Source organism: Pseudomonas sp. P5_109, assembly GCF_034009455.1.
Classification (GTDB): domain Bacteria; phylum Pseudomonadota; class Gammaproteobacteria; order Pseudomonadales; family Pseudomonadaceae; genus Aquipseudomonas.
Genome location: NZ_CP125380.1, coordinates 2,964,538 through 2,989,009, shown reverse-complemented (window position 1 = coordinate 2,989,009; position 24,472 = coordinate 2,964,538). Strand labels below are relative to the sequence as shown.

Below are 24,472 nucleotides of genomic sequence, written 5' to 3'. Positions count from 1 at the left end.
TAAACACGGCGCATTCGAGTCCATCGCCGGCAAGCCGGCTCCTACAGTTCCCAGAGAAGTACGCGATCACCTGTAGGAGCCGGCTTGCTGGCGATGGTCGTCAACGATAACGCGTCTGAACTGGATAAACACGGCGCATTCGAGTCCATCGCCGGCAAGCCGGCTCCTACAGTTCCCCTCAGGGATTGGCTGCCTGCACTGGCGCCGATGGCATATGCGGGTCGTTCCAGCTGAACCGGTAGGCTTTGCCGGTCTCTTGCGGCAGGCATTTGCCGTTGTCGGCATCCACCCCCACGATCGACCAGTTCGCCCGGGCGTTTTCCCCCAGTTCACGGGCCGCTTCGGGTTTGAAGCACTGGTTCAGCACTTCATCCGGCACCAGTGCGTAGGCCTTGGGGTGTTCGCGCAGGTACTGCGCGGCCTTTTCGATGGTCGAATAGTCCATGCCGAAATGCACGATCGGCTGTCGGGCAAACAGCCAGTGCCCCTCCTCCCAGTTGACCAGCACCAGATCGGCACCCTGGGTCATGGTCGCGGCCTGCGCCATGAGCAGCTGATCAATGTTGGTGCCTTCCTTGAGCGGTTCGATGAAACCACGGGCGAACCACAACGCGAACCAGGTCGCCACCAGTGCCGGGAACGCCCGACGCAAACGCGGGTGCCGTTTGAACCAGCGCTTGAGCAGCCACGGGATCAACGGTGCGGCGACCAGCACCAGCCCAGGCAGCGCCGGGTAGATGTACAGCTTGCGCTTGCCAGTGCTGAAGCAGAAAAACAGTACCACCAGCGCCACCCACCCGAGCAACACCAGGACCCGGCCGTCGCGTTTTTGCAACTGCCGGCGCCAGGCCGGCACCAGCCATGGCAACACCAGCACCAACGGTAGCCAGTACTGCGGAATCACGTTGGTGAAGAAGTACCAGAACGGTTCGCGGTGATGCCACGCCGCAGCATAGCGGCCTGCGGTCTGGTGCAGGAGGATCTCCCGCGCATAGGCGATTTCGTCTGCACTGCCATTGATAATGATGGACAAGGCCAGGGGCAACAGCCAGATCGCAATGGCACCCAGCATGACTGCAAGCCCCAGCAACCACTTGCGTGCCTCACCGGGCATGGCCACCACGCCGGGCCAGCCTTTGCGCACCGCATAGGCGTACGGAATCAGCATCAGCGCCGGCAGGAAGCCCACGCCCTTGGTGATCACGCCGATGCCCATGGCCGCGCAGCCCGCGTAGAACCAGCGCCACGCCGGACCAAGCAGCAGGTGCCGCGCCAGACCGTACAGACCCAGGGAGGTGAACAGAATCAGGAAGCTGTCGATCTGGCCGGTGCGCAGGATGCTATAGGTCTGGTACGTCGCCAGGTACAACAGCGCGGCGTTGCGCCCAGTACGTTGGGTCCACAGGCGACGCCCCAGGTCATAGACCATCGCCGTGACCGTCACCGCGGAAAACAGTCCCGGGATATAAAGGGCGATGTTCGGTTTGCCGGTCAGCCAGGTGAAGAACGCCACCGTCCACATGAAAATCGGCGGCTTGTCGCCGTAGATCTCGGCGGCACGGTGCGGGATCAGCCACGAGCCGTTTTGCAGCATCTCCAGCGCGACACCGAGGAAGCGCTCCTCATCCACATTCTGCGCCTGACGCAGGCCCATGCCCGCGCCGATCAGCAACAGGGCAAGCAGCATCAAGCCCAGGCATTCAACCCTGGGCGACAACGATCTACGCATGCTCATTCCTTTACGCTTCTGCTTTTGGCAATCAATTGCAGGTTGCGAAAATAGACGATGGAACCAAAGGCCTGCCCGACGATGAACACCGGGTCCTGGCGATAAATGGCATAGGCCAGCAACAAGGTGCTGCCGACGATGCTCAGGTACCAGAAGTTGGTCGGGATCACGCTGCGTTTTTTGTACTCGCTGTACAGCCACTGCAGGACAAACCGCCCGGTAAAGGCAACCTGCCCCGCAAAGCCGACCAGCAGCCAAAGGGTTTCACGGGTCAGCATCATCCTTCGAGCTCCTGGGCAGTGGTGTTCAGGCGCGTGCGTTTGATCAGCCACCAGACACCGATCAGGTCAAGAATGCCGACCAACGCGCGATCAAGGTTGCCGTATTTCGATACCCCGGCCGTGCGTGGCCGGTGGTTGACCGGGTGCACGATCATGCGCCCGTTGTGGCGCTGGATCAGCGCCGGAATGTAGCGATGCATGTGGTCGAAATACGGCAGGCGCAAGAACGCCGCGCGCTCGATCAGCTTCAGGCCGCAACCGGTGTCCGGGGTGGCGTCCTTGAGCAAGCGCCGACGCAGGTTGTTGGCGAACCGCGAGGCGTAGCGTTTGCTCGCGGTGTCGCGGCGATTGACCCGGTGCCCGGCGACCAGTTGCACATCGACCTTGCCCGGTTCGCCGCGCACCAGCGCGAGCATGCCGGGGATGTCCGCCGGGTCGTTCTGGCCGTCGCCATCGAGGGTCGCCAGCCACTGCCCACGGGCTTCACGGGCGGCGTGGTACAGCGAAGTGCTCTGCCCCAGCGACCGTTCGTGGTGGAGGATGCGCAAGGTGTTCAAGCCGTCGTGGCGGATCTGCCGCAGTTCATGCAGGGTCGCGTCGGTGCTGCCATCGTCGACCACGATGATTTCGTAGGATTCATCAGCCAGCGCCACGCGGATTTCCTCAAGCAATGGCTTGAGGTTGTTCGCTTCGTTCTTGGCGGGAATCAGTACGGATACAAAAATGTCTTGGCTCATGGAGTCTCTCTCGCCCTTTTTGATTATTCGAGATCAGAGGCGAACGCTTCAAATCCGGTAGAACTGCCGATACCACTTCACAAATTCACTTACGCCGGTTTCCAGCGTCACCTGCGGGCTGAAGCCCACCCACTCGGCCAGTGCCGAGACATCGGCCCAGGTCTTGACCACATCGCCGGCCTGCATCGGCAGATAGTTGCGTCGGGCTTGCAGGTCCAGGGCGGACTCCAGGCACTCGACGAAATCCAGCAACGCCACCGGCATGCCACGCCCTATGTTGAAGAGCCGGTTGACCCCGGTAGCCAAGCCTTGCGGCAGCGGAGGCTTTGGGCGCAACCGGGCGATGCCTTCGACAACGTCGTCGACATAAGTGAAATCCCGCGACATCTGGCCCTGGTTGTAAATGTCGATGGGCAGGCCTTTGAGGATGGCCTCGGTAAACTTGAACAGCGCCATGTCCGGGCGGCCCCATGGGCCATAGACGGTAAAAAAGCGCAGGCCGCTGGCTTTCAGGCCATACAAATGGCAGTAACTTTCGGCCAGCAGTTCATTGGCGCGTTTGCTCGCGGCATAGAGCGAAACGGGATGTTCGACCGGGTCCTCGACACTGAACGGCAGCTTGCTGTTCGTGCCGTACACCGAGCTGCTCGAGGCGTAGATCAGATGCTCGGGACGATGGTGCCGACAGGCCTCCAGCACATTGAGGAAGCCGACCAGGTTCGATTGCCCATAGACATCCGGGTTGTCCAGCGAGTAACGCACCCCGGCCTGGGCGGCCAGGTGTACCACCTCGGTAAAAGCGTGCTCCTGAAACAGGCTCATCAGGGCCGGTTTATCGACGATGTCCATTTTCCGGAAGCGAAAACCCGGCAACGTCTCCAGCACCTTGAGGCGCGCGTGCTTGAGTTCCACGTCGTAATAGTCGTTGAGGTTGTCGATACCGACGACGTCCAGACCCTCGCGGCACAAGCGCTGGACCGTATGAAAACCGATGAAACCGGCCGCACCGGTGACCAGGACGGTCATAGGGCGTACGCCGGCGACTGCGCCGTGATCGGCGCGAGATTACTGATCCAGACCCTCGTCAGCTTCATGTTTGGTTCCTGCTTATCGCGTCATTCGCGCACCGTTGCGTGATGAAGCTTATAAAACAGAAACATTTCAGTTTCGATAACGCCTCGCGCGACCTCAAAAAAATAAAATATTTGGCCGAAATCACCGCTACTATCTGGCCGATCCGTCATGGGGTTTGTAAAACCGGAACAAGCCGATATCCACGGTCTTGATGTATTCCTTGGCCCAATCCGGCTTGACCGTACGGTCATGGAAATACAAGGCACCCTGAGTACGATCCGGCAATTCCTTGTTCAGCGCCTTGCGCGCGATTTCCTTGGCCATCGCGTAAGGCACTTCTTCCTGGACCGAGTCGGATTTGCCGTCACACCACCAGGAGAACTGGCAACTCTTGGTCTCCGAGCCTTGTTTGACTACTTTGCACACGGTGTCCGGAAAGCCTTCGTGGCCCAGGCGATTCATTACCACGTTGGCCACCGCCTCCATGTCGGCGGCATTCTTGCCCTTGGCTTCCCAGTAAATCGACCGGGCCAGGCAGGTGATTGCATCGTCCAGCGGCGCGGCACCCGCCGGGTCAACGGCCTGGACTTCGGATGGAGTAATGGCTTCAGCCTTGGCCGCCGGCGCGGGGCTGTTGCTCTCGGCGGCTTTGTGTTCCAGCACCTCGGCCTTGTTCTCGGCCGATTGCTGTTTTTGTTGTTGATCGGTTGCGAATACCGGGCCGGCGAGCACTGTGAAGGCGAGGCAGATGGCGATCCAGTCGGGGCGCATGATCGGGGTCACTCGGTGAGCGATTCGATTCAGTGTAGTAGTGAAATGATTTCACCGGCCCCACTACACTCTGGATAAATCCGTTGTCTTAGAAGGGGCAACTTCGCGCATCATGGGTGCCATCTGCTCAAGGGGGATTTTCATGGAATTCATCTCATCCGCAATGCGTTTTGCCGGCGTGTCACTGGGCCTGGTATTCGCCGCCAACGCCGTGGCGGCGGACGAAGCGCAATTGATCGAATCGATCAACGTCTACCGCAGCCAACCGCAGCGCTGTGCCGGCCAGGTCTCATCGGAGCTTCCACCGCTGTCGGCCGACCCGCGCCTGGTGCTGACCGCCCCGAGCATCGGCAACCTGCAGCAGGCCATGGCCACTGCCGGCTATCCGATGAAGAACGTGCAGGCCATCAGCCTGTCCGGGCCTCGTGATGCGGCGTCGGCGATGAAAGCGATTCAGGAGAGCTTTTGCCAGATAGTGCTCGACCCACAGTTTGTCGATGTCGGCGTCAGCCGCCAGGACCGTGAATGGCGCATCGTGGTCGCACGGCCGCTGTTGAGCGCACGCCTGGGCGACGCGCAGGCCGAAGGCCAGAAGCTGCTCACCGAACTCAACACCGCCCGCACCCGGCCACGCCAGTGCGGCGCGCAATCCTTCGCCGCCGCACCAGCGCTGGCCTGGAACGCCACGCTGGCCAGCGCCGCCGAAGGCAACTCGCGCTCCATGGCCAACAACAACTATTTCGACCACAAGGACCGCGACGGCCGCACCCCCGGCGACCGCGCGGAACTGGCCGGGTATAACTTCCAGCAGATCGGCGAAAACATCGCCGCCGGGCAGGACACCGCGCACAAGGTGGTCGAAGGCTGGCTGACCAGCCCCGGCCATTGCGCCAACCTGATGAACCCGCAGTTCCGCGAACTGGGCGCAGCGTATGCGACCGATCCGAAGAGCGATGCGGGGATTTACTGGACGGCGATGTTTGGGGCGCAGTGAGCGCCATAGCCCCCGAAGCGATTGCATTGGGGGCTGTTTGTGGTCAAAAAACACGTCGAAGAGCGGAGTAACTTTACAAAAAGAAAGATCTTTCTGAAGGAAATTTCTGAAATATCAAAAACCACACATGAAGTCTTGAAATTTCAAAGCCCAATAAATATACCTACCCCTTACGACACCATTTCGAATAATAATTTCGACTTCAAAGCAAGGGCCCTATGAAAAACGCAATATCACCTACAAGAAATGAAAACTTTTCTGACTGGTATCAACAAGTGATTATACAGTCGGAAATGGCTGAGAACTCTCCAGTTCGAGGCTGCATGGTTATCCGTCCTTGGGGGTATGGCATATGGGAGCAGATTCAACGAGAACTTGATAAGAAAATCAAAGACACAGGACATTCAAACGCCTATTTTCCACTTTTGATCCCGTTATCCTTTCTTCAAAAAGAAGCCGAGCATGTAGAAGGCTTTGCCAAAGAGTGCGCAGTGGTAACCCATCACCGTCTCGAAAAGTCGACGGATGGAGCGCTTGTTCCCGCAGGAACACTAGAAGAACCGTTGATCATCAGGCCCACCAGTGAAACGGTCATCGGTGCATCCTTTTCACGATGGGTACAAAGCTATCGGGACCTACCTTTGCTTATCAATCAATGGGCGAACGTACTGCGCTGGGAAATGCGTCCCCGGATTTTCCTGCGCTCATCGGAGTTCCTATGGCAGGAAGGTCACACCGTTCACGCAACTCATGATGAGGCCTTGGTCGAAACGCTACAGATGTTGGATATCTATGAGCGTTTTACTACCGAGCACCTGGCCATACCAGTAATCAAGGGCGAAAAGTGCTCCTGGGAACGATTTCCAGGCGCCGTCAGCACCTATACCATTGAAGCGATGATGCAAGACGGCAAGGCCCTGCAAGCAGGTACTTCTCATTTTTTAGGCCAGAACTTCGCACAGAGTTCAGACATCCGCTTCGTGAACAAAGAAGGGATAAAAGAACTGGCATGGACCACGTCTTGGGGAGTATCCACGCGACTGATCGGCGCGATGATAATGGCCCATGGTGACGATGATGGACTAGTACTCCCGCCCCTCGTGGCACCGACGCAGGTCGTCATTATCCCGATCGTGCGCAACGAACAGAATGCAGATGCCATTCATGACTACTGCAAAAAACTGCAAAAGCAGATTTGTCGGAAAAAACTGAAGGGGCAAAACCTTCGGGCTAGTGTTGATTCGCGGGACATGAACAGTGGCGAAAAAAAGTGGTACCACATCAAGCGTGGTGTCCCTGTCCGGATCGAGATTGGCATAAAGGAACTGGAGCAAAATGCGGTGTCCTATTCCTGTCGAAACAACTCCAAAACCATTCTCAAAATTGACGTTGGAAATTTCGTTAACAACATCTCGAAAACACTGAATGCCCTTCAAAAAGACATGTTGGAGATGGCACAGAAAAAACTGTCAGACAACACCACAACGGTCACAACTCTGGGCGAATTCAAAGAGCGATTCAAACAGAATGCAAAACTTAACGCCTTTGTTCTCGCCCCCTTCACAGAAGATGAAAACGTTGAAAAAACTATCGGAGAACTTGGAGCAACCGTTCGCTGTATTCCGCTAAAACAACCTGGAATCTCCGCAACCTGTTTATTCACCGGCCGTAAAACGAACACGTGGGCACTTTATGCAAAGTCATATTGATCCCTGACCACCTACAGCCCCGCTATTGCGGGGCTGTATTGTTTCCAGAGAAGCCAACTTTCCGCCTGCGCTGTAAAAAATCACACCGCCTATCAACCAAAAACCCAGAACCCTGTGCGTAGACTCGGGGGTGATCGCTTTGCCTAAGAGCCCGGTTTGCCGGCGATAGCGACCGCAAGTGCCTCATCGCAGTTCGAACTTGCTCGCGAAAAACGTCTGAACAACGCGATCATTCAGACAGTACGCGTTATCGTTGACGTCCATCGCGAGCAAGCTTCGCTCCTACAGGGAACGAGTTCATTTGCGATCAGGTCGGCTGTAAGGCCGCCTCGCTTTTTCTTTTGCTTTGGCTTTTGATCTTCTTGCCCCCTCGAGAGGCCGAGCGCAGGTTCTGCGCAGTGGGCAACCCGGCATGGATGCCGGGTTAGCTGCCCTCGGCCATGGATGGCCGATGGCGGCGGGCCCACGGAGCAGGACCGGAGCGAGGGCATGCCGAGCCTAGGCGAGGCACCGAACGAAAGGGGCAAGAGCCCTTTGGTTACTTTGGGGCTTTTCCAAAGTGACCCGCTGTAAAAGCGGAACCATAGGTGGCCGTTACCAGAGAAATGGATATTCACCCCACCCAACCCAATCCATACATACGCCTCAAAGTGAACCGGAAATGACCTGCCGTCAGTGGCTACTCATCCCGGCCGCATGCATCAACATCCGCAACGCCCCCGCCACCACCCCCAACGCAACCACACTGCCCAGCCAGTTCTTGGTAACAGCGATCAGCGCGCCCCAACCAGCGGCGGCACCTTTGTAGGGTTTGTAGCGGTCGACTTGAGACATGGTACTTCTCCGTGACAATGCACACAGGCTTGGACCGGATTCAGGTCATTGTTCGAATAGACGGAGAAAGCATATGAATGGCGTTTAAATATTGTCCAATCGCTATTTATGACAGCATTATCGAAACACTCCATCACGATTTTTTACCTTTATTTTCAATTAGTTGAAATAACTTTAGGCTCATTTATCACAAAATAAAGTTCATCATAGAGCCGGTCGATCACCCGGTCATCAATAGTGATTGGACGCCCGCTAAAGTTGCTCTTAGCCTGCGCTCAACAAGTCCGTAATTAACGGAATTCGTAACTGTAGGAGCGAGCCTGCTCGCGATGAGCCCAAGGGCACCGCGTTTAACCAGAAAGCGCGCGTAATCGTTAACGACCATCGCGAGCAGAGCTCGCTCCTACAAGTTTTTCGGTGCCAGGAGAAAAAGTCATGTCAGAACGAGTCCTGATCGATGGGTTTGCAAGGCGCGTGGACTATCTGCGGATGTCGGTCACCGACCGCTGCGATTTCCGTTGCGTCTATTGCATGGCCGAGGACATGCAGTTTCTGCCGCGCCAACGGGTACTGACCCTGGAAGAGATTTTTCAGCTGGCACAAAGCTTCGTCGCACTGGGCACCCGCAAGATCCGCCTCACCGGGGGCGAACCCCTGATCCGCCCGGGCGTGGTGCAACTGTGCGAGAAGATCGCCGCCCTGCCCGGCCTGCGTGAGCTGTGCATGACCACCAACGGTTCGCAGTTGGCCAAACTGGCCGGGCCGTTGTTCGACGCCGGGGTCAAGCGGCTCAACATCAGCCTCGACTGCCTGGACCCGCAACGTTTTCGCGAACTGACCCGCACCGGTGACCTGGCGCCGGTGATCAAGGGCATCGACGCGGCCAACCAGGCCGGCTTTCGCAACACCAAGCTCAATTGCGTGGTAATGAAAGGCCGCAACGACCATGAGATCAATGATCTGGTGAGCTTCGCCATCGACCGCAACCTCGACATCTCCTTCATCGAGGAAATGCCGTTGGGCACCATCCACGAGCACAGCCGCGCCGAATCGTTTTTCGCAAGCAGCCAGGTCCGCGAACGCATCGCCGAACGCTACACTTTGATTGATTCCGCCGAGTCGACCCAGGGGCCGTCGCGCTACTGGCGCCTGGCCGAGGCGCCGCAGATTCGCCTGGGGTTCATCTCGCCCCACAGCCACAACTTTTGCGGCACCTGCAATCGGGTGCGGCTGACCGTGGAAGGACGTCTGCTGCTGTGCCTGGGCAATGAGCACTCGGTGGATCTCAAGGCTGTCCTGCGCAGCCACCCCGGACAACCCGAGCGTCTGGAAAAGGCCATTATCGAGGCCATGAAACTCAAGCCTTATCGACACAACTTCGAAGTGAACGACGACGTTCAGGTCGTTCGCTTCATGAACATGACGGGCGGCTGAAACCCATGATCGTGAGACCCAAACCCAACCTGATCGGCGTCCTGACGTCTCTCAAGGGTTCGATTGCCAAGCGCATTGCCTGGCGCAGCCTGATGGTGACGCTGCTCGCCTCGGCCATCGTGCTCATCGAAACCCTGCACCCCAGTTACTTTTCCAAGGTCAGCGCCACGCCCTTCACGCTGCTGGGTTTGTCGTTGTCGATCTTCATGAGCTTTCGCAACAACGCTTGCTACGACCGCTGGTATGAAGCACGCAAGGCCTGGGGCGATGTGATCGTCGAGGTCCGCTCGATGATTCGTGAAACCCTGGTGATCAAGGACACCGATGAGCGATACACAATCCTCAGCAACCTGTGTGGCTTTGCCCATGCCCTGAACGCACGGCTGCGCCAGGAAAACGAACTGGCAGCCAGTGGCGACTGGCTGCAGCCGATGCCCAAGGGCAACTCCACGGACGTCACCGGGCAAATACTGATGCAAGTCGGTCAGCAGTGCTCGACACTCAACGAGTCCGGGGTGATCAACAACTGGCGCTACACGCTCATGGCCAATCATCTGACCAGCCTGACCCATGCCCAGGCCGTCTGTGAACGGATCAAGAACACCCCGCTACCCTTCCCCTACACTCTGTTGCTGCACCGCACCATCTACCTGTTCTGCATCCTCCTGCCATTCGCCATGGCCGAACCCCTGGGCTGGTTGACACCGATCTTCACCGCGATTGTCAGCTACACCTTTTTCGGCCTGGATGCGATTGCCGATGAACTGGAAGACCCGTTCGGCCGCGACGAAAACGACCTGCCCACCGACGCCATCGTGCGCAACATCGAGCGTGATGTGCTGACGGCACTAGGCGTGACGGAGTTGCCGCCACAACTGGAGCCGGTGGATTTTGTGTTGACCTGACTTTCAGGAAACACACAAAACCTGTGGGAGCGAGCCTGCTCGCGATGGCGGTGGGTCTGCCAACACGCGCCGCCAGGGCCCGATGGCACTGGCACAAACTCCGCCTGAAGCGTCTATCCAACGCGCTCGCGCGTAGCTACAGTCACGGGTTCAAAGCTTATCTGCGCAAGGAATTTCCGCTTGAGCCCGATACCCTCCCCGATCACCGGACAGGCTGTGCCACCACCGCGCACTATCAGCCTGCGCGAAGCCTTCCTGTTCTGGCTCAAGCTCGGTTTCATCAGCTTTGGCGGGCCGGCAGGGCAGATTTCGATCATGCATCAGGAACTGGTCGAACGCCGGCGCTGGATTTCCGAGCGGCGCTTTCTGCACGCGCTCAACTACTGCATGTTGCTGCCCGGACCCGAGGCCCAGCAGTTGGCGACTTACATCGGCTGGCTAATGCACCGGACCTGGGGCGGCGTGATCGCTGGCGTGCTGTTTGTGTTGCCGTCGCTGTTCATCCTGATTGCGTTGTCCTGGGTGTACATCGCCTTTGGCGAAGTGCCCGTGGTCGCCGGATTGTTCTACGGGATCAAGCCGGCAGTCACGGCAATCGTGGTGCAGGCGGCCCACCGGATCGGCTCGCGGGCGCTGAAGAACGGCTGGTTATGGGGCATCGCCGCCGCGTCCTTCGTGGCCATCTTCGTGCTCAACGTGCCGTTTCCGTTGATCGTGCTCGGCGCGGCAATCGTCGGTTACTTCGGCGGACGCCTGGCACCGGAAAAATTCAGGACCGGAGGCCACAGCGCGGCGAAAAAGTCCTTCGGTCCGGCCGTGATCGACGACGACACCCCAACTCCCGAACACGCCCGCTTCAGTGGCTGGAAACTGGCGCGCCTGGCCATTATCGGTGCGATCTTGTGGACGTTGCCCATGGCCATGCTCATCGTACTGTTCGGCTGGGAAGGCACGCTGACCCAGATGGCCTGGTTCTTCACCAAGGCCGCACTGTTGACGTTTGGTGGCGCCTACGCGGTGCTGCCGTATGTGTATCAGGGCGCGGTCGGTCACTACGGATGGCTGACGCCGACACAGATGATCGACGGCCTGGCACTGGGCGAAACCACGCCAGGTCCGTTGATCATGGTCGTCGCCTTCGTCGGTTTCATCGGCGCCTACGTGCATCAGGTCTTCGGCCCGGATCAGGCCTTTGTCGCCGGCGCCATCGCCGCCACGCTGGTGACCTGGTTCACCTTCCTGCCTTCGTTCCTGTTCATCCTCGCCGGCGGGCCGCTGGTGGAATCGACGCACAACGAACTGAAGTTCACCGCGCCGCTGACGGCCATTACGGCCGCCGTGGTGGGCGTGATTCTCAATCTGGCCTGTTTCTTTGCCTACCACGTGCTCTGGCCCAAAGGTTTCGAGGGACACCTGGACTGGCCCTCGCTGCTGATCGCCCTGCTGGCGGGCATTGCGCTGCTGCGTTTCAAGCGCGGGGTGATCGAGGTGTTGATCGGTTGCGCACTGATCGGCCTCGGGATTCACCTTGCAGGTTGAAGGACGACCCCCTACTATCCAGCATCCCCGGAGGCTTCGGCCTCCAACGATTTCCGCAGCCGGAAACACGCGCATGAAGCGTATCGTCAACCTGCCCATGGCCCTGCGCCGCTCGAAACTGCGTCATTCCGCACGTCCGCCGGATAGCGCCCTGCTCGCCTGATTGGTGAGCCCCCTCCTTTCGCTATCCCGGTCCGCGTGAACCCTGCTCAGCCACACACAGAACCTGTGGGAGCGGGCTTGCTCGCGAAAGCGGTGTGTCATTCAGCAGTGATGTCGGCTGAAAGTACGCTTTCGCGAGCAAGCCCGCTCCCACCCTGACTGCGCTCACCTGGCCGGCATTGGCTTCTCCCAATTCTGCCTGGACACCGACATGACTCAACGTTGCAATTCCTACTACACCGCCACCCTCAACCAGGACACCGATTACCCGACGCTGCAAGGCCGGCACCGGGTTGATGTGGTGATCATCGGCGGCGGGTTCACCGGCGTGGCCACCGCCGTCGAGCTGGCGGAAAAAGGCCTGAAGGTCGCCATCGTCGAAAGCCACAAGATCGGCTGGGGCGCCACCGGGCGCAACGGCGGCCAGGTCACCGGCAGCCTGTCGGGTGACGAGGCCATGCGCAAACAGATGCGCCGCACCATCGGCGATGAAGTCGACGACTTCATCTGGAACCTGCGCTGGCGCGGGCACCAGATCATCCAGCAGCGCGTGGAAAAATACGGCATCGCCTGCGACCTCAAGCACGGCCACCTGCACGCCGCGTACAAACCCGCGCACATGGTCGGCTTGCGCAAGGACTACGACGAGGCGGTGCACCGTGGCATGGCCGACGAAGTCAGCCTCCTCGACCGCAGCCAGGTCCGCGACCTGTTGCAAAGCGACCTGTACCACGGCGCGATCAAGAACACCCGCAACATGCACCTGCACCCGCTCAACCTGTGCATCGGCGAAGCCCGCGCGGCCGAAAGCCTGGGCGCACTGATCTTCGAAAACAGCGAAGTGCTGGAGATCATTCACGGAGACACGCCCGGAGTGCGCACTGCCCACGGGCACATCGACGCCAACCAGGTACTGCTGGCCGGCGACGTCTACCACAAGCTGGAACCGGGCAAACTCAAGGGCAAGATTTTCCCGGCCATGGGCGGCATCGTCACCACCGCGCCGCTGGGCGACCTGGCCAGACAGATCAACCCCGAAGACCTGGCGGTCTATGACTGCCGCTTCGTGCTCGACTACTACCGCCTGACCGCGGACGGTCGCCTGTTGTTCGGTGGCGGCGCCAACTACAGCGGCAAGGATTCGCGCGACATCGCCGCCGAACTGCGCCCGTGCATCGAGCAGACCTTCCCGGCGCTCAAAGGCGTGGCCATCGACTACCAGTGGAGCTGCGCGATGGGCATTGTGATCAACCGCATCCCGCAACTGGGCAAGCTGTCGGACAACGTCTGGTATTGCCAGGGCTACTCGGGCCACGGCATCGCCACCACCCACATCATGGGCGAAATCATGGGCCGGGCGATCACAGGACAACTGGAACAGTTCGACACCTTCGCCGCCTGCCAGCACATCCGCGTGCCCATGGGCGATCTGCTCGGCAACCCGATGCTTGCCGCGGGCATGTGGTACTACCAGATGCTTGAGCGATTGCGCTGATCCATTCGCTGCACATCCGGCATTGATGTTGTTTGTGCCGGCCTCATCGCGGGCAAGCCCGCTCCTACAGGGATCTTGGGTGACCACATTTTTGCGGTCACTGAAAATCAAAATGTGGGAGCGGGCTTGCTCGCGAAGGGGCCGGAACATTCAATACACCCGCCAGCCAAAATCGCTCAGACCTGCACCACCTCAATCCCCAGCCCCCGATAATCCTCGACATTCCCCGAAGCCACATGCCGCTCGGTGATCAGCGTATGCACGCGCTGGCAAGGCGCGACGACAAAGGGTTCCACCGCGCCGAGCTTGTCCGCCGTAGTGACCGCAATCACATGGGACGCACAGTCGAGCATCGCCTGCTTCACCGGCACTTCATCAAAATGCAGCGAGCTCAATCCCACCTGCGGGTGGATCGCGCAGACCCCGGTAAACAGCAAATCGGCCTTGATGCCCGCCAGCAGCCGCAGGGTTTCGTGGCCGCTGGCCGACATCGTCGCCGGGTTGAGCTGACCGCCCGCCAGGATCACCTTGATGCCTTTGTATTCGGACAGCGTAATGGCGGTCATCGGCGACGCGGTGATCGCGGTAATGGCGATGTCCTCTGGCAACGAGCGCGCGATCTGCAAGGTGGTAGTGCCGGAATCGAACACCACGATCTGACCGTCCTGCACCCGTTGCGCGGCCAATTGCGCCAGATGGGTTTTCACCTCGTCGGTTTCACTGATCCGGGTGAAGTAGTCCTTGCCCGTGTCTTTGGGTCGCGGCAACGCCCCGCCGTGCACCCGCTGCACCAGGCCGGCGCTGGCCAGTTCCGCCAGATCGCGGCGGATGGTGTCTTCGGAGACCGCGAAATGCTGGCTCAACTCCGAGGCCATGACCTTGCCATCACGTTCGAGGATCAACAGGATTTTTTGCCGGCGCACTGACGGCAGCTCGGCGGCAGAATGATTGTCGTACATGTTTTTGCTCGTTTATGCGTAAATCTGCGTGTTTGTGCGAGATTAGCCAAAGCACGGGATAAACACAAACGGGCGGCCGGGCGAACAGGTTGAAGTATCATTTTTTTCGATCTTTCAAATCATTACACCGAATTTTTTATTTTCCTGTGACCTGTTCAAGATGGCGCCGTCACTCATGCTTTGGATGGAAACTTCATGAATATCAATTTTGCTTTTGCGTGCATGATCGTGGTCTCGTTCACGATTGCACTGGTTCACGCTTGACCGGTGCCGGTCGTCCAACCAATCGGTAAAAGCCTGACAAATCAGGAATATGCTCTATAACCAGTGGTGACGCGATTTCCGATCAGGGGAACTGGAGTTCCTCCGGAAGTTGATCTCTCAAAAAGCTGCGGACAATTGAGTGCCCGCCAGGAGACACCACCCCATGAAAGCCCTGAAAATCGCTGCCAGTGAAGGCGCATCCGAATGTTTCCTGAACGCCCGGGAGGTGGTTCCGCTCGGTCACACCGACTTCACCGACGTGGCCGTGGCCGTGGTGTCGGTCAATGATGTGTTGGCCGGAGCCCTCGACGCCATCCAGCGCACCGGTTTTGATGTGCCGATTTTCCTGGTGGCGTCCCCCGGCACCAGCACCCACCCGCGAGAAGTCTACAAACACCTGAATGACGTGCTGCTGCAGGTCAATGGCATCTTCGACCTGTCACCGAGCAACGTCGAATACCATGGCAACCAACTGGAAACCGCCGCCAAGGCCTACGAAGAAAGCCTGCTGCCGCCGTTCTTCGACGCCCTCAAGCACTACACCGAAGCAGCCAATGCGACCTTCGCCTGCCCCGGTCACCAGGGCGGCCAGTTCTTTCGCAAGCACCCGGCCGGTCGGCAGTTTTTCGACTTTTTCGGCGAGACGCTGTTTCGCGCCGACATGTGCAACGCCGACGTCAAGCTCGGCGACCTGCTGATCCACGAAGGCCCGGCGCTGCTGGCGCAGAAACACGCGGCGCAGGTGTTCAATGCGGACAAGACCTACTTCGTGCTCAACGGCACCTCGGCGTCCAACAAGGTGGTGACCAACGCCCTGTTGACCCCCGGCGACCTGGTGCTGTTCGACCGCAACAACCATAAATCCAACCACCAGGGTGCGCTGCTGCAGGCCGGCGCGACGCCGGTGTATCTGGAAACCGCGCGCAACCCTTACGGCTTCATCGGCGGCATCGACGCCCACTGTTTCGAAGAAGACTACCTGCGCGAACTGATTGCCGAAGTCGCCCCGGACAAGGCGCAACTGCCGCGGCCGTTCCGCCTGGCGATCATTCAACTGGGCACCTACGACGGCACCGTGTACAACGCCCGGCAAGTGGTCGACCGCATCGGCAAGCTGTGTGACTACATCCTGTTCGACTCGGCGTGGGTCGGTTACGAACAGTTCATCCCGATGATGAAGGACTGCTCGCCGCTGCTGCTCGACCTCGACGAAAACGACCCCGGTATCTTCGTCACCCAGTCGGTGCACAAGCAGCAGGCCGGTTTTTCCCAGGCCTCCCAGGTGCACAAGAAAGACCGCCACATCAAAGGCCAGGCCCGTTATTGCAACCATCACCGGCTGAACAACGCGTTCATGGCCCAGGCGTCCACCAGCCCGTTCTACCCGCTGTTCGCCTCGCTGGATGTGAATGCGCGCATCCACTCGGGCCGCAGCGGCCTGCGCCTGTGGGAAGACTGCGTGAAGTTCGGCATCGAGGCGCGCAAGTTGATCCTCGAAGCCTGCACCATGGTCCGCCCGTTCGTGCCGTACACCATCGAAGGGCGCGCCTGGGAAGACTATCCCACCGAAGAAATCGCCAATGACATCCGCTTCTTCGAGTTCCATCCCAAGGATCGCTGGCACGCCTTTGCCGGTTATGCCGAGAAGCAGTACTTCATCGACCCGTGCAAGCTGCTGTTCACCACCCCGGGGATCGACCCGGTCGACGGCAGCTACACCGGCTTCGGCATTCACGCCGGCATCCTCGCCAACTTCCTGCGCGAGAACGGCATCGTTCCGGAAAAATGCGACCTCAACTCGATCCTGTTCCTGCTCACCCCGGCCGAAGACTGGGCGAAGATGACCCACCTGGCCGCACAGATCGCCCGTTTCGAACGCTTCATCAGCGATGACGCGCCGATGAGCCGGGTACTGCCGGCGATCTACGCGCAGCATCAGGAACGCTACCGCAACTACACCATCCGTCAGCTCTGCCAGGAAATGCACGACCTCTACCGCCATCACAACGTGCAGCAACTGCAAAAGGACATGTTCCGCAAGGAACACTTCCCGAAAAAGGCCATGAACCCGCAGCAGGCGCAAATCGAGTACATCCGCGGCAACGTCGAACTGGTGGCGTTGGCGGATGCGGATGGGCGGATCGCGGCTGAAGGTGCGTTGCCTTATCCGCCGGGCGTGCTCTGCATCATCCCGGGCGAAGTCTGGGGTGGCGCGGTGCTGAAATACTTCCTGGCGCTGGAGGAAGGCATCAACCGCTTGCCGGGTTTCACGCCGGAGTTGCAGGGCGTGTATTTGCAGCAGGAAGGCGGTCGTACCCGGGCGTATGGGTATGTGATCAAGGCTTGATACCTGGGCAGGCATTACTGTGAGGCAATGCCTGCTTTTGATCAGCCGCTTGCCAGCATCGCCTTGGGCGACGCGGTGGGTCTGGCCGTTCACGCCGGGAACGACCGTTTGTTGAGAGGCTTTTACAAGTCGATGTCCGGGTTTTCGCTGACCAGTTCAAGGTCGAAGCGGTAGGCTTGGCTGATGCCTTCGGTGCCGATGAACGACAGCACTTGCTGGTCGCCGACGAAGTCTTTGATGGACAGGCTGAAATGCGTTTGGTTAGACGGGTTAAACATGGTCGGCTCCCTGTTCCGTGGTCATCCATTGTGGCCACACGCGCAAGCGCTCACGGGGGACAGATTTATTTTCCATTGCCACTCTCGTTATCACGAAAATAAATATGTCCCCTTTTCGTCTCAAAAAACCATTCAGCCAGCGCGGACTTCAAGGAGCGTTCAGTTATTGCGAGCTGATGCTCTGCGTTAATTTCAGGAACTTCGGGATCACAGCTTCGGGCAGAGGCGTCAAGTCTTTCAGGCCGTCGGTGCCTTTCTGGAACGTGAACATCTGCGCCGCGATCAGCGGACTGGCCAGGCCGCCGACATGGGCGATGGCGAACCAGGCGCGATCCTGTTCGGCGGATTCCGGTCGTGGATCCAGGCGCCAACCTTCAAGGGTGGTCATGCGCTCGCCGATGTAGAACTTCTCCATAATCTTCGACTTCTTCCATTTTTCCGCGTCGTAGCCGGGGCGGTAGTCGGTGTCGTAGGTGCCTCGGGTGGGTTTGGTCGGATCGCCCAACGAGGCGTTGATCAGGCTCATGATGACGTTGGGCGTGCTGGTGAAACGCAGGCTGTTCTTGACGCTGAATCCCGTTTTGCCGTCGTCATGAATGAAGCCGTAGGGCATACATACGCCCGGGCCGCTGGGAACTTGGTAGAGGTCGCGGGCTTCGAAGCGGGCGGCTAGGTCTTTGATCCGTTGCGCAGCGTTCTCGGCGGGTTTGTTCATGTGGAAATAGAACACTCGGTTGTTGCGCCAGAGCAGGAACTCGTAAGGAGTTTCCTTGCTACCTAGTATATGGGCGTCGGGAATGTCTAACTGATGTTCGTAGGTTTTTGTTTTTTTTATATCTTCTTCCAGAGTTTTTATTTCATTTTCCTGATTCTTAATGATGTCGGCGGAGTAGTTCATTCGCTTGATTGACTGCAAAAGACGCTCGTTGGTTCTTAGCCTGTCTCTCAGGTGGTCCTTGTACGCTTCCGATTGATATAGGATTGCGTTGCGGGCTCTGTCGAATTTTTCGCGCGTTGTGATATCACTAATACGGATAGTGAGTTCATCGTAGTCGTAGCTGACATAGTCGCTGACTGCATAAATATTCTTGGAAAAAGCGTGTCCACCCGGGCTATTTATTTTGCTATGTTCAATTCTGAATGTTGCCCATTCGAATCGGTCTGTAGACTCAAAATTTATGCGTCCCAAGCATTCGTTAAATGAGGGGTTTGCATAGGCCTGCTGGGTGACCAGCAATAGGCCAGTGAATACAACTATTATTCGGTTCATGAACTATGCTCTGCTCGGTGTGACGGCTCGCTTAAGCTTGCGATGCGCACATCATTTTTCTTATCTTTGTTGTGAGCAATGATCGTCAGATTCAATCCTGAGTTATTGTTCTCACCTTTGGTCCAATTGACGGGAAAGGCTGTAATGAAACCTTCGACGCCAACTGGTGCGGAAAATTTCTTTACCGCCGCTAAGGTCATACTTTCCCAAAACGCCAGTTGGTAAGGCAGCGGAGCGGAAATCTGACCTCCAAACTCCCGATCCAGCGTAGAGTGGTAAGTCCAAGTTGGCCAGACAGGCGCAGGAAAACCGTCCTGGTATTTGCTGATTGTGGACGCTTCTATTACTTGTGAACTATTAAAGTTTTGCGGAATAAAATCAAATGTTTTCTCATAAGCTTCCGAGTTGTTTTTTGCTTGCTCCTGAATCTTCTGCCACGTACTCTCTGCAGCAGGTTGATTGAGAAAGTCCTCCGTAACAACAAATGGCGCTACAGGCCCATTCTTTTTTGCCTGACTCATCCCAAAATGCTTCTTCCACAAATCTTTGCGCAACTTATTGATAGTTTTCCCTACCTTTTGATTGTGCGTGCCGTCCAGCTTGGCGTCGGTCGAGTCGCTGTCTCGCACAATCACCGCCAATTCCGAGTCGCGTGTACCACACAGGCTACGGTCATTAATATTAGCGCTGCCCAGAATGGCAACGCGATCGTCCGCGATCAACAACTTGCTATGTATGTAAATCTGTTCGGTCACGACCCTATCACCGAGGGTATCCCACGTTCGAAGGTTCAATAGAGTCAGGTACTTCGTCCAGTCTTGCTGTGCGTAGACGGGTTTTTCGTTAATGTCAAAGCGCTCAATGATCTTCGCAGCCTCCTCCCGACTTGCTCCACGATCCATCATCGCCTTCAACGCCATATGCCGCTGAATACGTTTAACCAGGCTCTGCTCACCAAACACCAGACTCTGCATGGTCAGGTGGATCTGATGCATGAGGTTCAGCACATTCAACGCGCCCTCCGGGTGTACCGGCAAAACCAGATACACGTGGAACGGCCGGTTTTCGACAACCGCCCGACCAATTCGGTCGGCCAGCGCTTTACCGATGGGATTACCGAGTTTCTCTTCCTTTCCAAGTTTCTGGGTCAACCAGCCTTGGGCATTGGTTTGCCAGATGGTGAGGAAACCGTTTAGAAATTCGCTCGCTTCTTTTCCAGGCTCTTTGCCGATGGCATTGACTTCTTTCCAGTCGATCTTGGTAAAGTCCTGGTCTTCGAGCGCTTCGCGCAGCTTGATCCGGGCGACGTAGCCTTGGTGCAGGGTGGATGGGTCGCGCAGACTTGCCATCGGGCCGGACAGAGGCTTGCCTTCGGACAACTCCCCCTCATCCCCAAAGTCCGTCTGAAAAAACTGGTTCTCGATGTAAATGAAGTGCTGGGCGCTGGAAATGGTCTGCAGCATGGCGCGCAGGCAGTTGTCCTGAACACCGCCAGCGTTGAATCCGGGAGGCAGCGGCAAACTCACTTGGGCCTTGCCTCTGCCCTTGGCTTCCTGGCTGGTCATGGTGGCCGAAGCACTGCGCAATACCTGTACACTGACTTTGCCCGTCAAGGTCGTTGGGGGTGTCGGTAATGTGGGCGCCTGGTCGATCCATACCGGCTTGGGCATTGGCAGATTCAGGTTGATGCGGTCGTTGGCGTCCAGGTGATGGGGCAGTCCGGCTCCTTTGGCCAGGCTGTTGACCCACTCCATCAGAGCAATGACGACGTCGGTCTTTTCCAGACTTTTGATTTCGGCGATATAAGCTTGCTGACCGTTCCAGCGGTCGATGAAGTTACGCGACAGGTCATACACCGACGGCCCTTCGATGCGACTGTGAACGTCCTGCCACGGCATGCGTGGCTGATCGTCGGCCAGCCGACTGTAATCCGACGAGGCCAGCGGCTGCGCTTTGTGCTTGAGGTAGACGAACGGCTCGCGATGGTTCTCCAGACGATTTTGTAGCAACGCGTAGAAGTGCCCGAGCAACGAGGTGGCGATCTGGCCGATATCGCTCAGCCAACCCAACTTGTCCGCGGGCATGGCGTCGTAACCCTTGTCGCAGAACATCGCGATCATGCGTCCGAGGTCGGTTGAGCTCATCCATTTGTTGATCAGTTCGTGGCTTTTCAGGCGCAACGCTACCCGCAACTCGCCGACGCTGCTTTCCACTTCCCGGATCCACACCTGCACCTGACCTTTGAGCGGTTCGGCGATAGGCAGGCGCGTCCAGTTGTGCTTGATCAGCGCGGTGATCTGGCGGATGGCGGTATCGAGCAGATACTGCTTGGGTTTGGCCAGAGGGTCGATGGCGCTCACGTACTCTTCCAGGCTGTTGCCGCCCTTGGCCATCCAGTCGAACACCGGCAATGGCGGGCTGGCAAAGAAGTTCTGCACCGTCGCGACCATATTGATAACAGTATCGATGCGGGGCAGCGCTACTTTGAAGTTGTACGTGTCAGTGCCTACCGTCATCTCTGCCGTGGGCTTGGACAGATCGAACAGGGTGCCGAGCAGCAGGCCGGTGCGGCTGACGTGATGTTGCATGTCCATCCAACCCAGATGCGGGATCCCCGGGTTGTACGCGTCATTGCCCTTGCGGTCGCGGGCATCGAGGCTGAAGTTGTTGTCATCGCAGCGGCCGTAGGCCAAATCGATACCGCCGACGTAGCCGATCATGTTGTCGATCACCACGCATTTCTGGTGATGGGAAAACGTCGAGCCCAGGCCTTTCATGTCGCTTTGCTGGATAGCCGGTGTACAGAACGCACGCGCACCACCGAGGCCGGCGTTGAGCTGAAACACCGCGAGCATGGTTTCGAAGTCGTGGGTGCCGACGCTTGCGGCGGGGCTTAGCCATGGCATGACGAAGACTTTGAGTGTCGGGGCTTTCACCAGCGCAGCGTGCAGGCACTGCCAGAGGCTTTGCTTGCCGTCCAGCGTCACATCGTAGTTGATCTGCCAGCCGGTGATGAAAATCGAGGTCTTGGCATTGCTGATTTCCGTGGCCAGATCCTTGTAGTAATCCTCGCCGGTGGTGAAGAAACGCACGTCATTGCCGCTGCGTTTGGGCGCGAAGGCCGACTGGTCCTGGATGAAGAAATCCGGCGCATTCACCGCCGGCAGGGCCTTGCCCTGAGCGGTGTTGATCTGGCTGATTTCCTTGTGGCGAATGCCGTTGTAAGGCGTTGCGGAGTCCGTCATATTCAATCCTCCCTGGTTTGCAGCTGGCTGTACAGATCGTCGTCGGCGAGCAGATCCTGTTTGCTGCGTTCACTGTTCGCGGTACTGATCCGGCCTTGTTTGGCGCTGTCGTGGAAGTCGAGGGCGGCGAGAGCGAAGCGTTCCTTGTCGGCGTCCGAGGGTTCGTCGTGCAGCGCCACCGGCACCCGTTGTCCCGGATAGCACAGCCACAAGGGACCCTTGGCCGCGTAGGCTTGGGACAACTTCAAGCGCTGCGCATCATCGATGTTGACGCGTCCGTCATCGTCGGTCTGACCTTCGAGCAGAGGGGCTTCTTCACCGCCCTGAACGATGGACCAGGCTGTGTGGGCCAACGGAAAGCCTTCGTCGCCCGGTACGTCGGTCAACTTGATATCGAAGAAATATTCCCTTTGCTTGGGCGGTGGTTTGAGCACGCCGGGCTGGGCAGTGTCGAGCAGATTGCCGGGCTTGGCTGATGGCGTTGGTACCGGCAGTTTCGGCAACTCAATCCCAATCCCCGTCCCATTCCCCGGCGATCCCCCCGCATTCGCCTTCACCACCGGCCCCAGCACCGTAATGCCACCCGCATCCAGTTTGATAAAACTCCCCCCGGCCTTCATCGTGAGTTCCATCCCCGCTTCGATCACGATCTTCTCCCCCGCCTTCAGGTGAATCTCGCGCCCCGCGCTCACCAGTTGCGCCGTGCCCAGCTTCACATGCTGGTTCTGCGCGACGGTCAGGTGGTCGTCCATCCGCACTTCAACCTTGCGGTCGGCGTGGGTGGTGCGGTGTTCTTCAGCCTTCAGCTCGGTGTAGGTGTTCTTTTCAACGGTGTCGTGCCGTTCGTTACCCACGCGGATTTTCTGGTCGTTCTCGATGTTTTCGTCCCAGTCGCGCTGGGCATGCAGGAAGATCTGCTCTGCACCTTTTTTGTCTTCGATGCGCAGTTCGTTGAAACCACTGCCACCCGGCGAGCTCAGGGTTTTGAACACCGTGCGGGTTTTGTTTGCCGGCAGCGGGTACGGGACCGGGTTCGCTTTGTGGTACAGGCAGCCGCTGATCAGCGGCTGATCCGGGTCGCCTTCCAGGAAGGTCACCAGCACTTCCATGCCAATGCGCGGAATGGCGATGCCGCCGTAGCGGTCGCCGGCCCAGCCGCTGGAGACGCGCAGCCAGCAGCTGGTTTTGTCATCGGCCAGGCCTTCGCGGTCCCAGAAGAATTGCACTTTGACCCGACCGTATTGATCGCAGTGGCTTTCTTCGCCTTTGGGGCCGGTGACCACGGCGGTCTGGCTGCCGAGGACGCGTGGTTTGGGGTGTTTCAGTGCCGGGCGGTAGAACACGTCCCACGGGGTGGCGAGGAAGCGGTTGCGGTAGCCCTGGTGGAAGTCGTCCTTGCTGGTGCTGGTGTCGCTGGTGTCGCTGGTGACCGACTCTTCCAGCACTTGCGGCTGCTTGCCTTCGTGGGTGAGTCGGGTCAGCAGCCACAGGTCGTTCCACTCTTGGCGCGGATGGTCGGAAAGCTTCAGGAAGTGGCCACTGAGGAGCGTGGTCTGGTCGCCCCGGCCTTCTGCTTGCTGATAGTCCGCGCGATGGCGTTCGATGGCGCGTTGGCTGAGCAGATTTGCGCGGGCGCGGGTGAGGAAGCGGCCTGGGTAGTCGTAGTCTTCGAGGTCCGGGCCGGTGATGTCGCCATGGGGTTTGCAGGCGGCTTCGAGTTGCAGGTTGGGCTTTTCGAAGTCGTAGTCGCGACGGGTGACCCGGCCGGTACGGGTGGCCAGGCGGACATTGAAGTTTTTGATCACCGGTTCGTCGGCGACCATGCCGCTGCCTTGTACGTAGGCGGTGGGTTGACCGGGTAAGGGAAAAACGCTCTGGTTGTCGCCAAACACCAACACGTGGCCGCTGGTGCTGTGCTGGAAGTGGTAGTGCACACCCTCTTCTTCACACAGGCGCTGGACGAAGTGCAGGTCGGTTTCGTCATACTGCACGCAGTAGTCGCGATCCGGGCACGGCTGGCTGAGTTGGAAACGGTAGACGTCGCTTTGAATGCCATGCTCTTCGAGGATTTTGGCGATGATTTTCGGCGCCGACATCTGCTGGAAAATGCGCTGGTTGGTGCGGTGATGCAGGTATTGCAGTTGCGGCACCAGGGCAACGGTATAGCGACTCAGGCGCTTGCCGGCATCACCTTGGGCGACGCTGTAGATCTGGCCGTGCACGCCGCTGCCTTGCCGGTCGAACGCCAGGAACGCTTGCTTGTGCAGGAGCTTTTCCAGGTCGATGTCCGGGTTTTCGCTGACCAGTTCAAGGTCGAAGCGGTAGGCTTGGCTGATGCCTTCGCTGCCGGTGAACGACAGCACTTGCAAGTCGCCGACGAAGTCTTTGATGGACAGGCTGAAATACGTTTGGTTAGACGGGTTAAACATGGTCGGCTCCCTGTTC

General features: G+C 58.4%; 17 protein-coding genes and 1 pseudogene. 7 read left to right on the top strand and 11 right to left on the bottom strand.

Features of this window, described 5'->3' with window-relative positions:
- Positions 1–178: 178 nt before the first annotated feature.
- From QMK54_RS13600 to QMK54_RS13580, 5 genes are all read right to left on the bottom strand, one after another.
- Positions 179–1,729 carry a glycosyltransferase family 39 protein gene (locus tag QMK54_RS13600; RefSeq protein WP_320402728.1) on the bottom strand — a complete coding sequence of 517 codons (1,551 nt, stop codon included), beginning with the start codon at positions 1,727–1,729 and terminating at the stop codon, positions 179–181.
- Between the two features lie 2 nt (positions 1,730–1,731).
- A complete protein-coding gene (locus tag QMK54_RS13595) occupies positions 1,732–2,010 on the bottom strand; it encodes a lipid-A-disaccharide synthase N-terminal domain-containing protein (protein WP_085729405.1) in 279 nt (92 codons plus the stop codon).
- A complete protein-coding gene (locus QMK54_RS13590) occupies positions 2,007–2,747 on the bottom strand; it encodes a glycosyltransferase family 2 protein (protein ID WP_223593783.1) in 741 nt (246 codons plus the stop codon). Before QMK54_RS13590 ends, QMK54_RS13595 begins: the two co-directional genes overlap by 4 nt.
- 48 nt (positions 2,748–2,795) lie before the next feature.
- Positions 2,796–3,773 (bottom strand): NAD-dependent epimerase/dehydratase family protein, encoded by a 978-nt coding sequence (locus QMK54_RS13585; RefSeq protein ID WP_223593786.1) that lies wholly within the window; start codon positions 3,771–3,773, stop codon positions 2,796–2,798.
- 198 nt (positions 3,774–3,971) lie between these two features.
- Entirely contained in the window at positions 3,972–4,592 is a 621-nt protein-coding gene (locus QMK54_RS13580) for a cell wall hydrolase (RefSeq protein ID WP_320402727.1), read from the bottom strand.
- A gap of 142 nt (positions 4,593–4,734) precedes the next feature.
- Between QMK54_RS13580 and QMK54_RS13575 the strand changes: the two genes are divergently transcribed.
- Both QMK54_RS13575 and proS read left to right on the top strand, forming a co-directional pair.
- A complete protein-coding gene (locus QMK54_RS13575; RefSeq protein WP_320402726.1) occupies positions 4,735–5,586 on the top strand; it encodes a CAP domain-containing protein in 852 nt (283 codons plus the stop codon).
- A gap of 218 nt (positions 5,587–5,804) precedes the next feature.
- Positions 5,805–7,295, top strand: a complete 1,491-nt coding sequence (gene proS / locus QMK54_RS13570) for a proline--tRNA ligase (RefSeq protein WP_320402725.1) — start codon at positions 5,805–5,807, stop codon at positions 7,293–7,295.
- Between the two features lie 672 nt (positions 7,296–7,967).
- Here proS and QMK54_RS13565 read toward each other — a convergent pair.
- Entirely contained in the window at positions 7,968–8,129 is a 162-nt protein-coding gene (locus QMK54_RS13565) for a DUF2474 family protein (protein ID WP_110663354.1), read from the bottom strand.
- Positions 8,130–8,564: 435 nt separating this feature from the next.
- On the opposite strand from QMK54_RS13565, the gene moaA reads away from it, so the two are divergent.
- The 4 genes from moaA (at position 8,565) to QMK54_RS13545 (ending at position 13,664) form a co-directional block, all read left to right on the top strand.
- Complete coding sequence (gene moaA / locus QMK54_RS13560) at positions 8,565–9,563, top strand: GTP 3',8-cyclase MoaA (RefSeq protein WP_320402724.1); 999 nt, start codon at positions 8,565–8,567, stop codon at positions 9,561–9,563.
- Positions 9,564–9,568: 5 nt separating this feature from the next.
- Positions 9,569–10,468 (top strand): bestrophin family protein, encoded by a 900-nt coding sequence (locus QMK54_RS13555; protein WP_320402723.1) that lies wholly within the window; start codon positions 9,569–9,571, stop codon positions 10,466–10,468.
- A 180-nt stretch (positions 10,469–10,648) separates the two neighbouring features.
- On the top strand, positions 10,649–12,007 hold the full coding sequence (gene chrA, locus QMK54_RS13550) for a chromate efflux transporter (RefSeq protein WP_110662616.1): 1,359 nt from the start codon (positions 10,649–10,651) through the stop codon (positions 12,005–12,007).
- Between the two features lie 373 nt (positions 12,008–12,380).
- Positions 12,381–13,664, top strand: a complete 1,284-nt coding sequence (locus QMK54_RS13545) for an NAD(P)/FAD-dependent oxidoreductase (RefSeq protein ID WP_110663058.1) — start codon at positions 12,381–12,383, stop codon at positions 13,662–13,664.
- A gap of 176 nt (positions 13,665–13,840) precedes the next feature.
- On the opposite strand, the gene QMK54_RS13540 is transcribed toward QMK54_RS13545, so the two are convergent.
- Entirely contained in the window at positions 13,841–14,623 is a 783-nt protein-coding gene (locus QMK54_RS13540) for a DeoR/GlpR family DNA-binding transcription regulator (RefSeq protein WP_320402722.1), read from the bottom strand.
- A gap of 427 nt (positions 14,624–15,050) precedes the next feature.
- Between QMK54_RS13540 and speF the strand changes: the two genes are divergently transcribed.
- Positions 15,051–17,234 (top strand): ornithine decarboxylase SpeF, encoded by a 2,184-nt coding sequence (gene speF, locus QMK54_RS13535; RefSeq protein WP_320402721.1) that lies wholly within the window; start codon positions 15,051–15,053, stop codon positions 17,232–17,234.
- Here the strand turns inward: speF and QMK54_RS13530 are convergent.
- The 4 genes and pseudogenes from QMK54_RS13530 to tssI all read right to left on the bottom strand — a co-directional run.
- A pseudogene (locus tag QMK54_RS13530) lies at positions 17,220–17,512 on the bottom strand (type VI secretion system tip protein VgrG); the annotation flags it as partial. The gene speF and the pseudogene QMK54_RS13530 sit on opposite strands and share 15 nt — an antisense overlap.
- Before the next feature lie 163 nt (positions 17,513–17,675).
- Positions 17,676–18,782 carry a hypothetical protein gene (locus QMK54_RS13525; RefSeq protein WP_320402720.1) on the bottom strand — a complete coding sequence of 369 codons (1,107 nt, stop codon included), beginning with the start codon at positions 18,780–18,782 and terminating at the stop codon, positions 17,676–17,678.
- Positions 18,779–22,027: a phospholipase D-like domain-containing protein gene (locus QMK54_RS13520; RefSeq protein ID WP_320402719.1), complete on the bottom strand. Its 3,249-nt coding sequence runs from the start codon at positions 22,025–22,027 to the stop codon at positions 18,779–18,781. Before QMK54_RS13520 ends, QMK54_RS13525 begins: the two co-directional genes overlap by 4 nt.
- A 2-nt stretch (positions 22,028–22,029) precedes the next feature.
- Positions 22,030–24,456 (bottom strand): type VI secretion system tip protein TssI/VgrG, encoded by a 2,427-nt coding sequence (gene tssI, locus QMK54_RS13515; protein WP_320402718.1) that lies wholly within the window; start codon positions 24,454–24,456, stop codon positions 22,030–22,032.
- Positions 24,457–24,472: the final 16 nt, after the last annotated feature.

Bases quoted from the DNA above. Each gene is read 5' to 3' on its own strand.
- QMK54_RS13600 (WP_320402728.1), bottom strand. From the start codon at position 1,729: ATGCGTAGATCGTTGTCGCCCAGGGTTGAATGCCTGGGCTTGATGCTG.
- QMK54_RS13565 (WP_110663354.1), bottom strand. From the start codon at position 8,129: ATGTCTCAAGTCGACCGCTACAAACCCTACAAAGGTGCCGCCGCTGGT.
- QMK54_RS13555 (WP_320402723.1), top strand. From the start codon at position 9,569: ATGATCGTGAGACCCAAACCCAACCTGATCGGCGTCCTGACGTCTCTC.
- QMK54_RS13545 (WP_110663058.1), top strand. From the start codon at position 12,381: ATGACTCAACGTTGCAATTCCTACTACACCGCCACCCTCAACCAGGAC.
- QMK54_RS13525 (WP_320402720.1), bottom strand. From the start codon at position 18,782: ATGAACCGAATAATAGTTGTATTCACTGGCCTATTGCTGGTCACCCAG.
- QMK54_RS13580 (WP_320402727.1), bottom strand. From the start codon at position 4,592: ATGCGCCCCGACTGGATCGCCATCTGCCTCGCCTTCACAGTGCTCGCC.
- moaA (WP_320402724.1), top strand. From the start codon at position 8,565: ATGTCAGAACGAGTCCTGATCGATGGGTTTGCAAGGCGCGTGGACTAT.
- QMK54_RS13575 (WP_320402726.1), top strand. From the start codon at position 4,735: ATGGAATTCATCTCATCCGCAATGCGTTTTGCCGGCGTGTCACTGGGC.
- proS (WP_320402725.1), top strand. From the start codon at position 5,805: ATGAAAAACGCAATATCACCTACAAGAAATGAAAACTTTTCTGACTGG.
- QMK54_RS13540 (WP_320402722.1), bottom strand. From the start codon at position 14,623: ATGTACGACAATCATTCTGCCGCCGAGCTGCCGTCAGTGCGCCGGCAA.
- QMK54_RS13595 (WP_085729405.1), bottom strand. From the start codon at position 2,010: ATGATGCTGACCCGTGAAACCCTTTGGCTGCTGGTCGGCTTTGCGGGG.
- QMK54_RS13590 (WP_223593783.1), bottom strand. From the start codon at position 2,747: ATGAGCCAAGACATTTTTGTATCCGTACTGATTCCCGCCAAGAACGAA.
- tssI (WP_320402718.1), bottom strand. From the start codon at position 24,456: ATGTTTAACCCGTCTAACCAAACGTATTTCAGCCTGTCCATCAAAGAC.
- speF (WP_320402721.1), top strand. From the start codon at position 15,051: ATGAAAGCCCTGAAAATCGCTGCCAGTGAAGGCGCATCCGAATGTTTC.
- QMK54_RS13585 (WP_223593786.1), bottom strand. From the start codon at position 3,773: ATGACCGTCCTGGTCACCGGTGCGGCCGGTTTCATCGGTTTTCATACG.
- QMK54_RS13520 (WP_320402719.1), bottom strand. From the start codon at position 22,027: ATGACGGACTCCGCAACGCCTTACAACGGCATTCGCCACAAGGAAATC.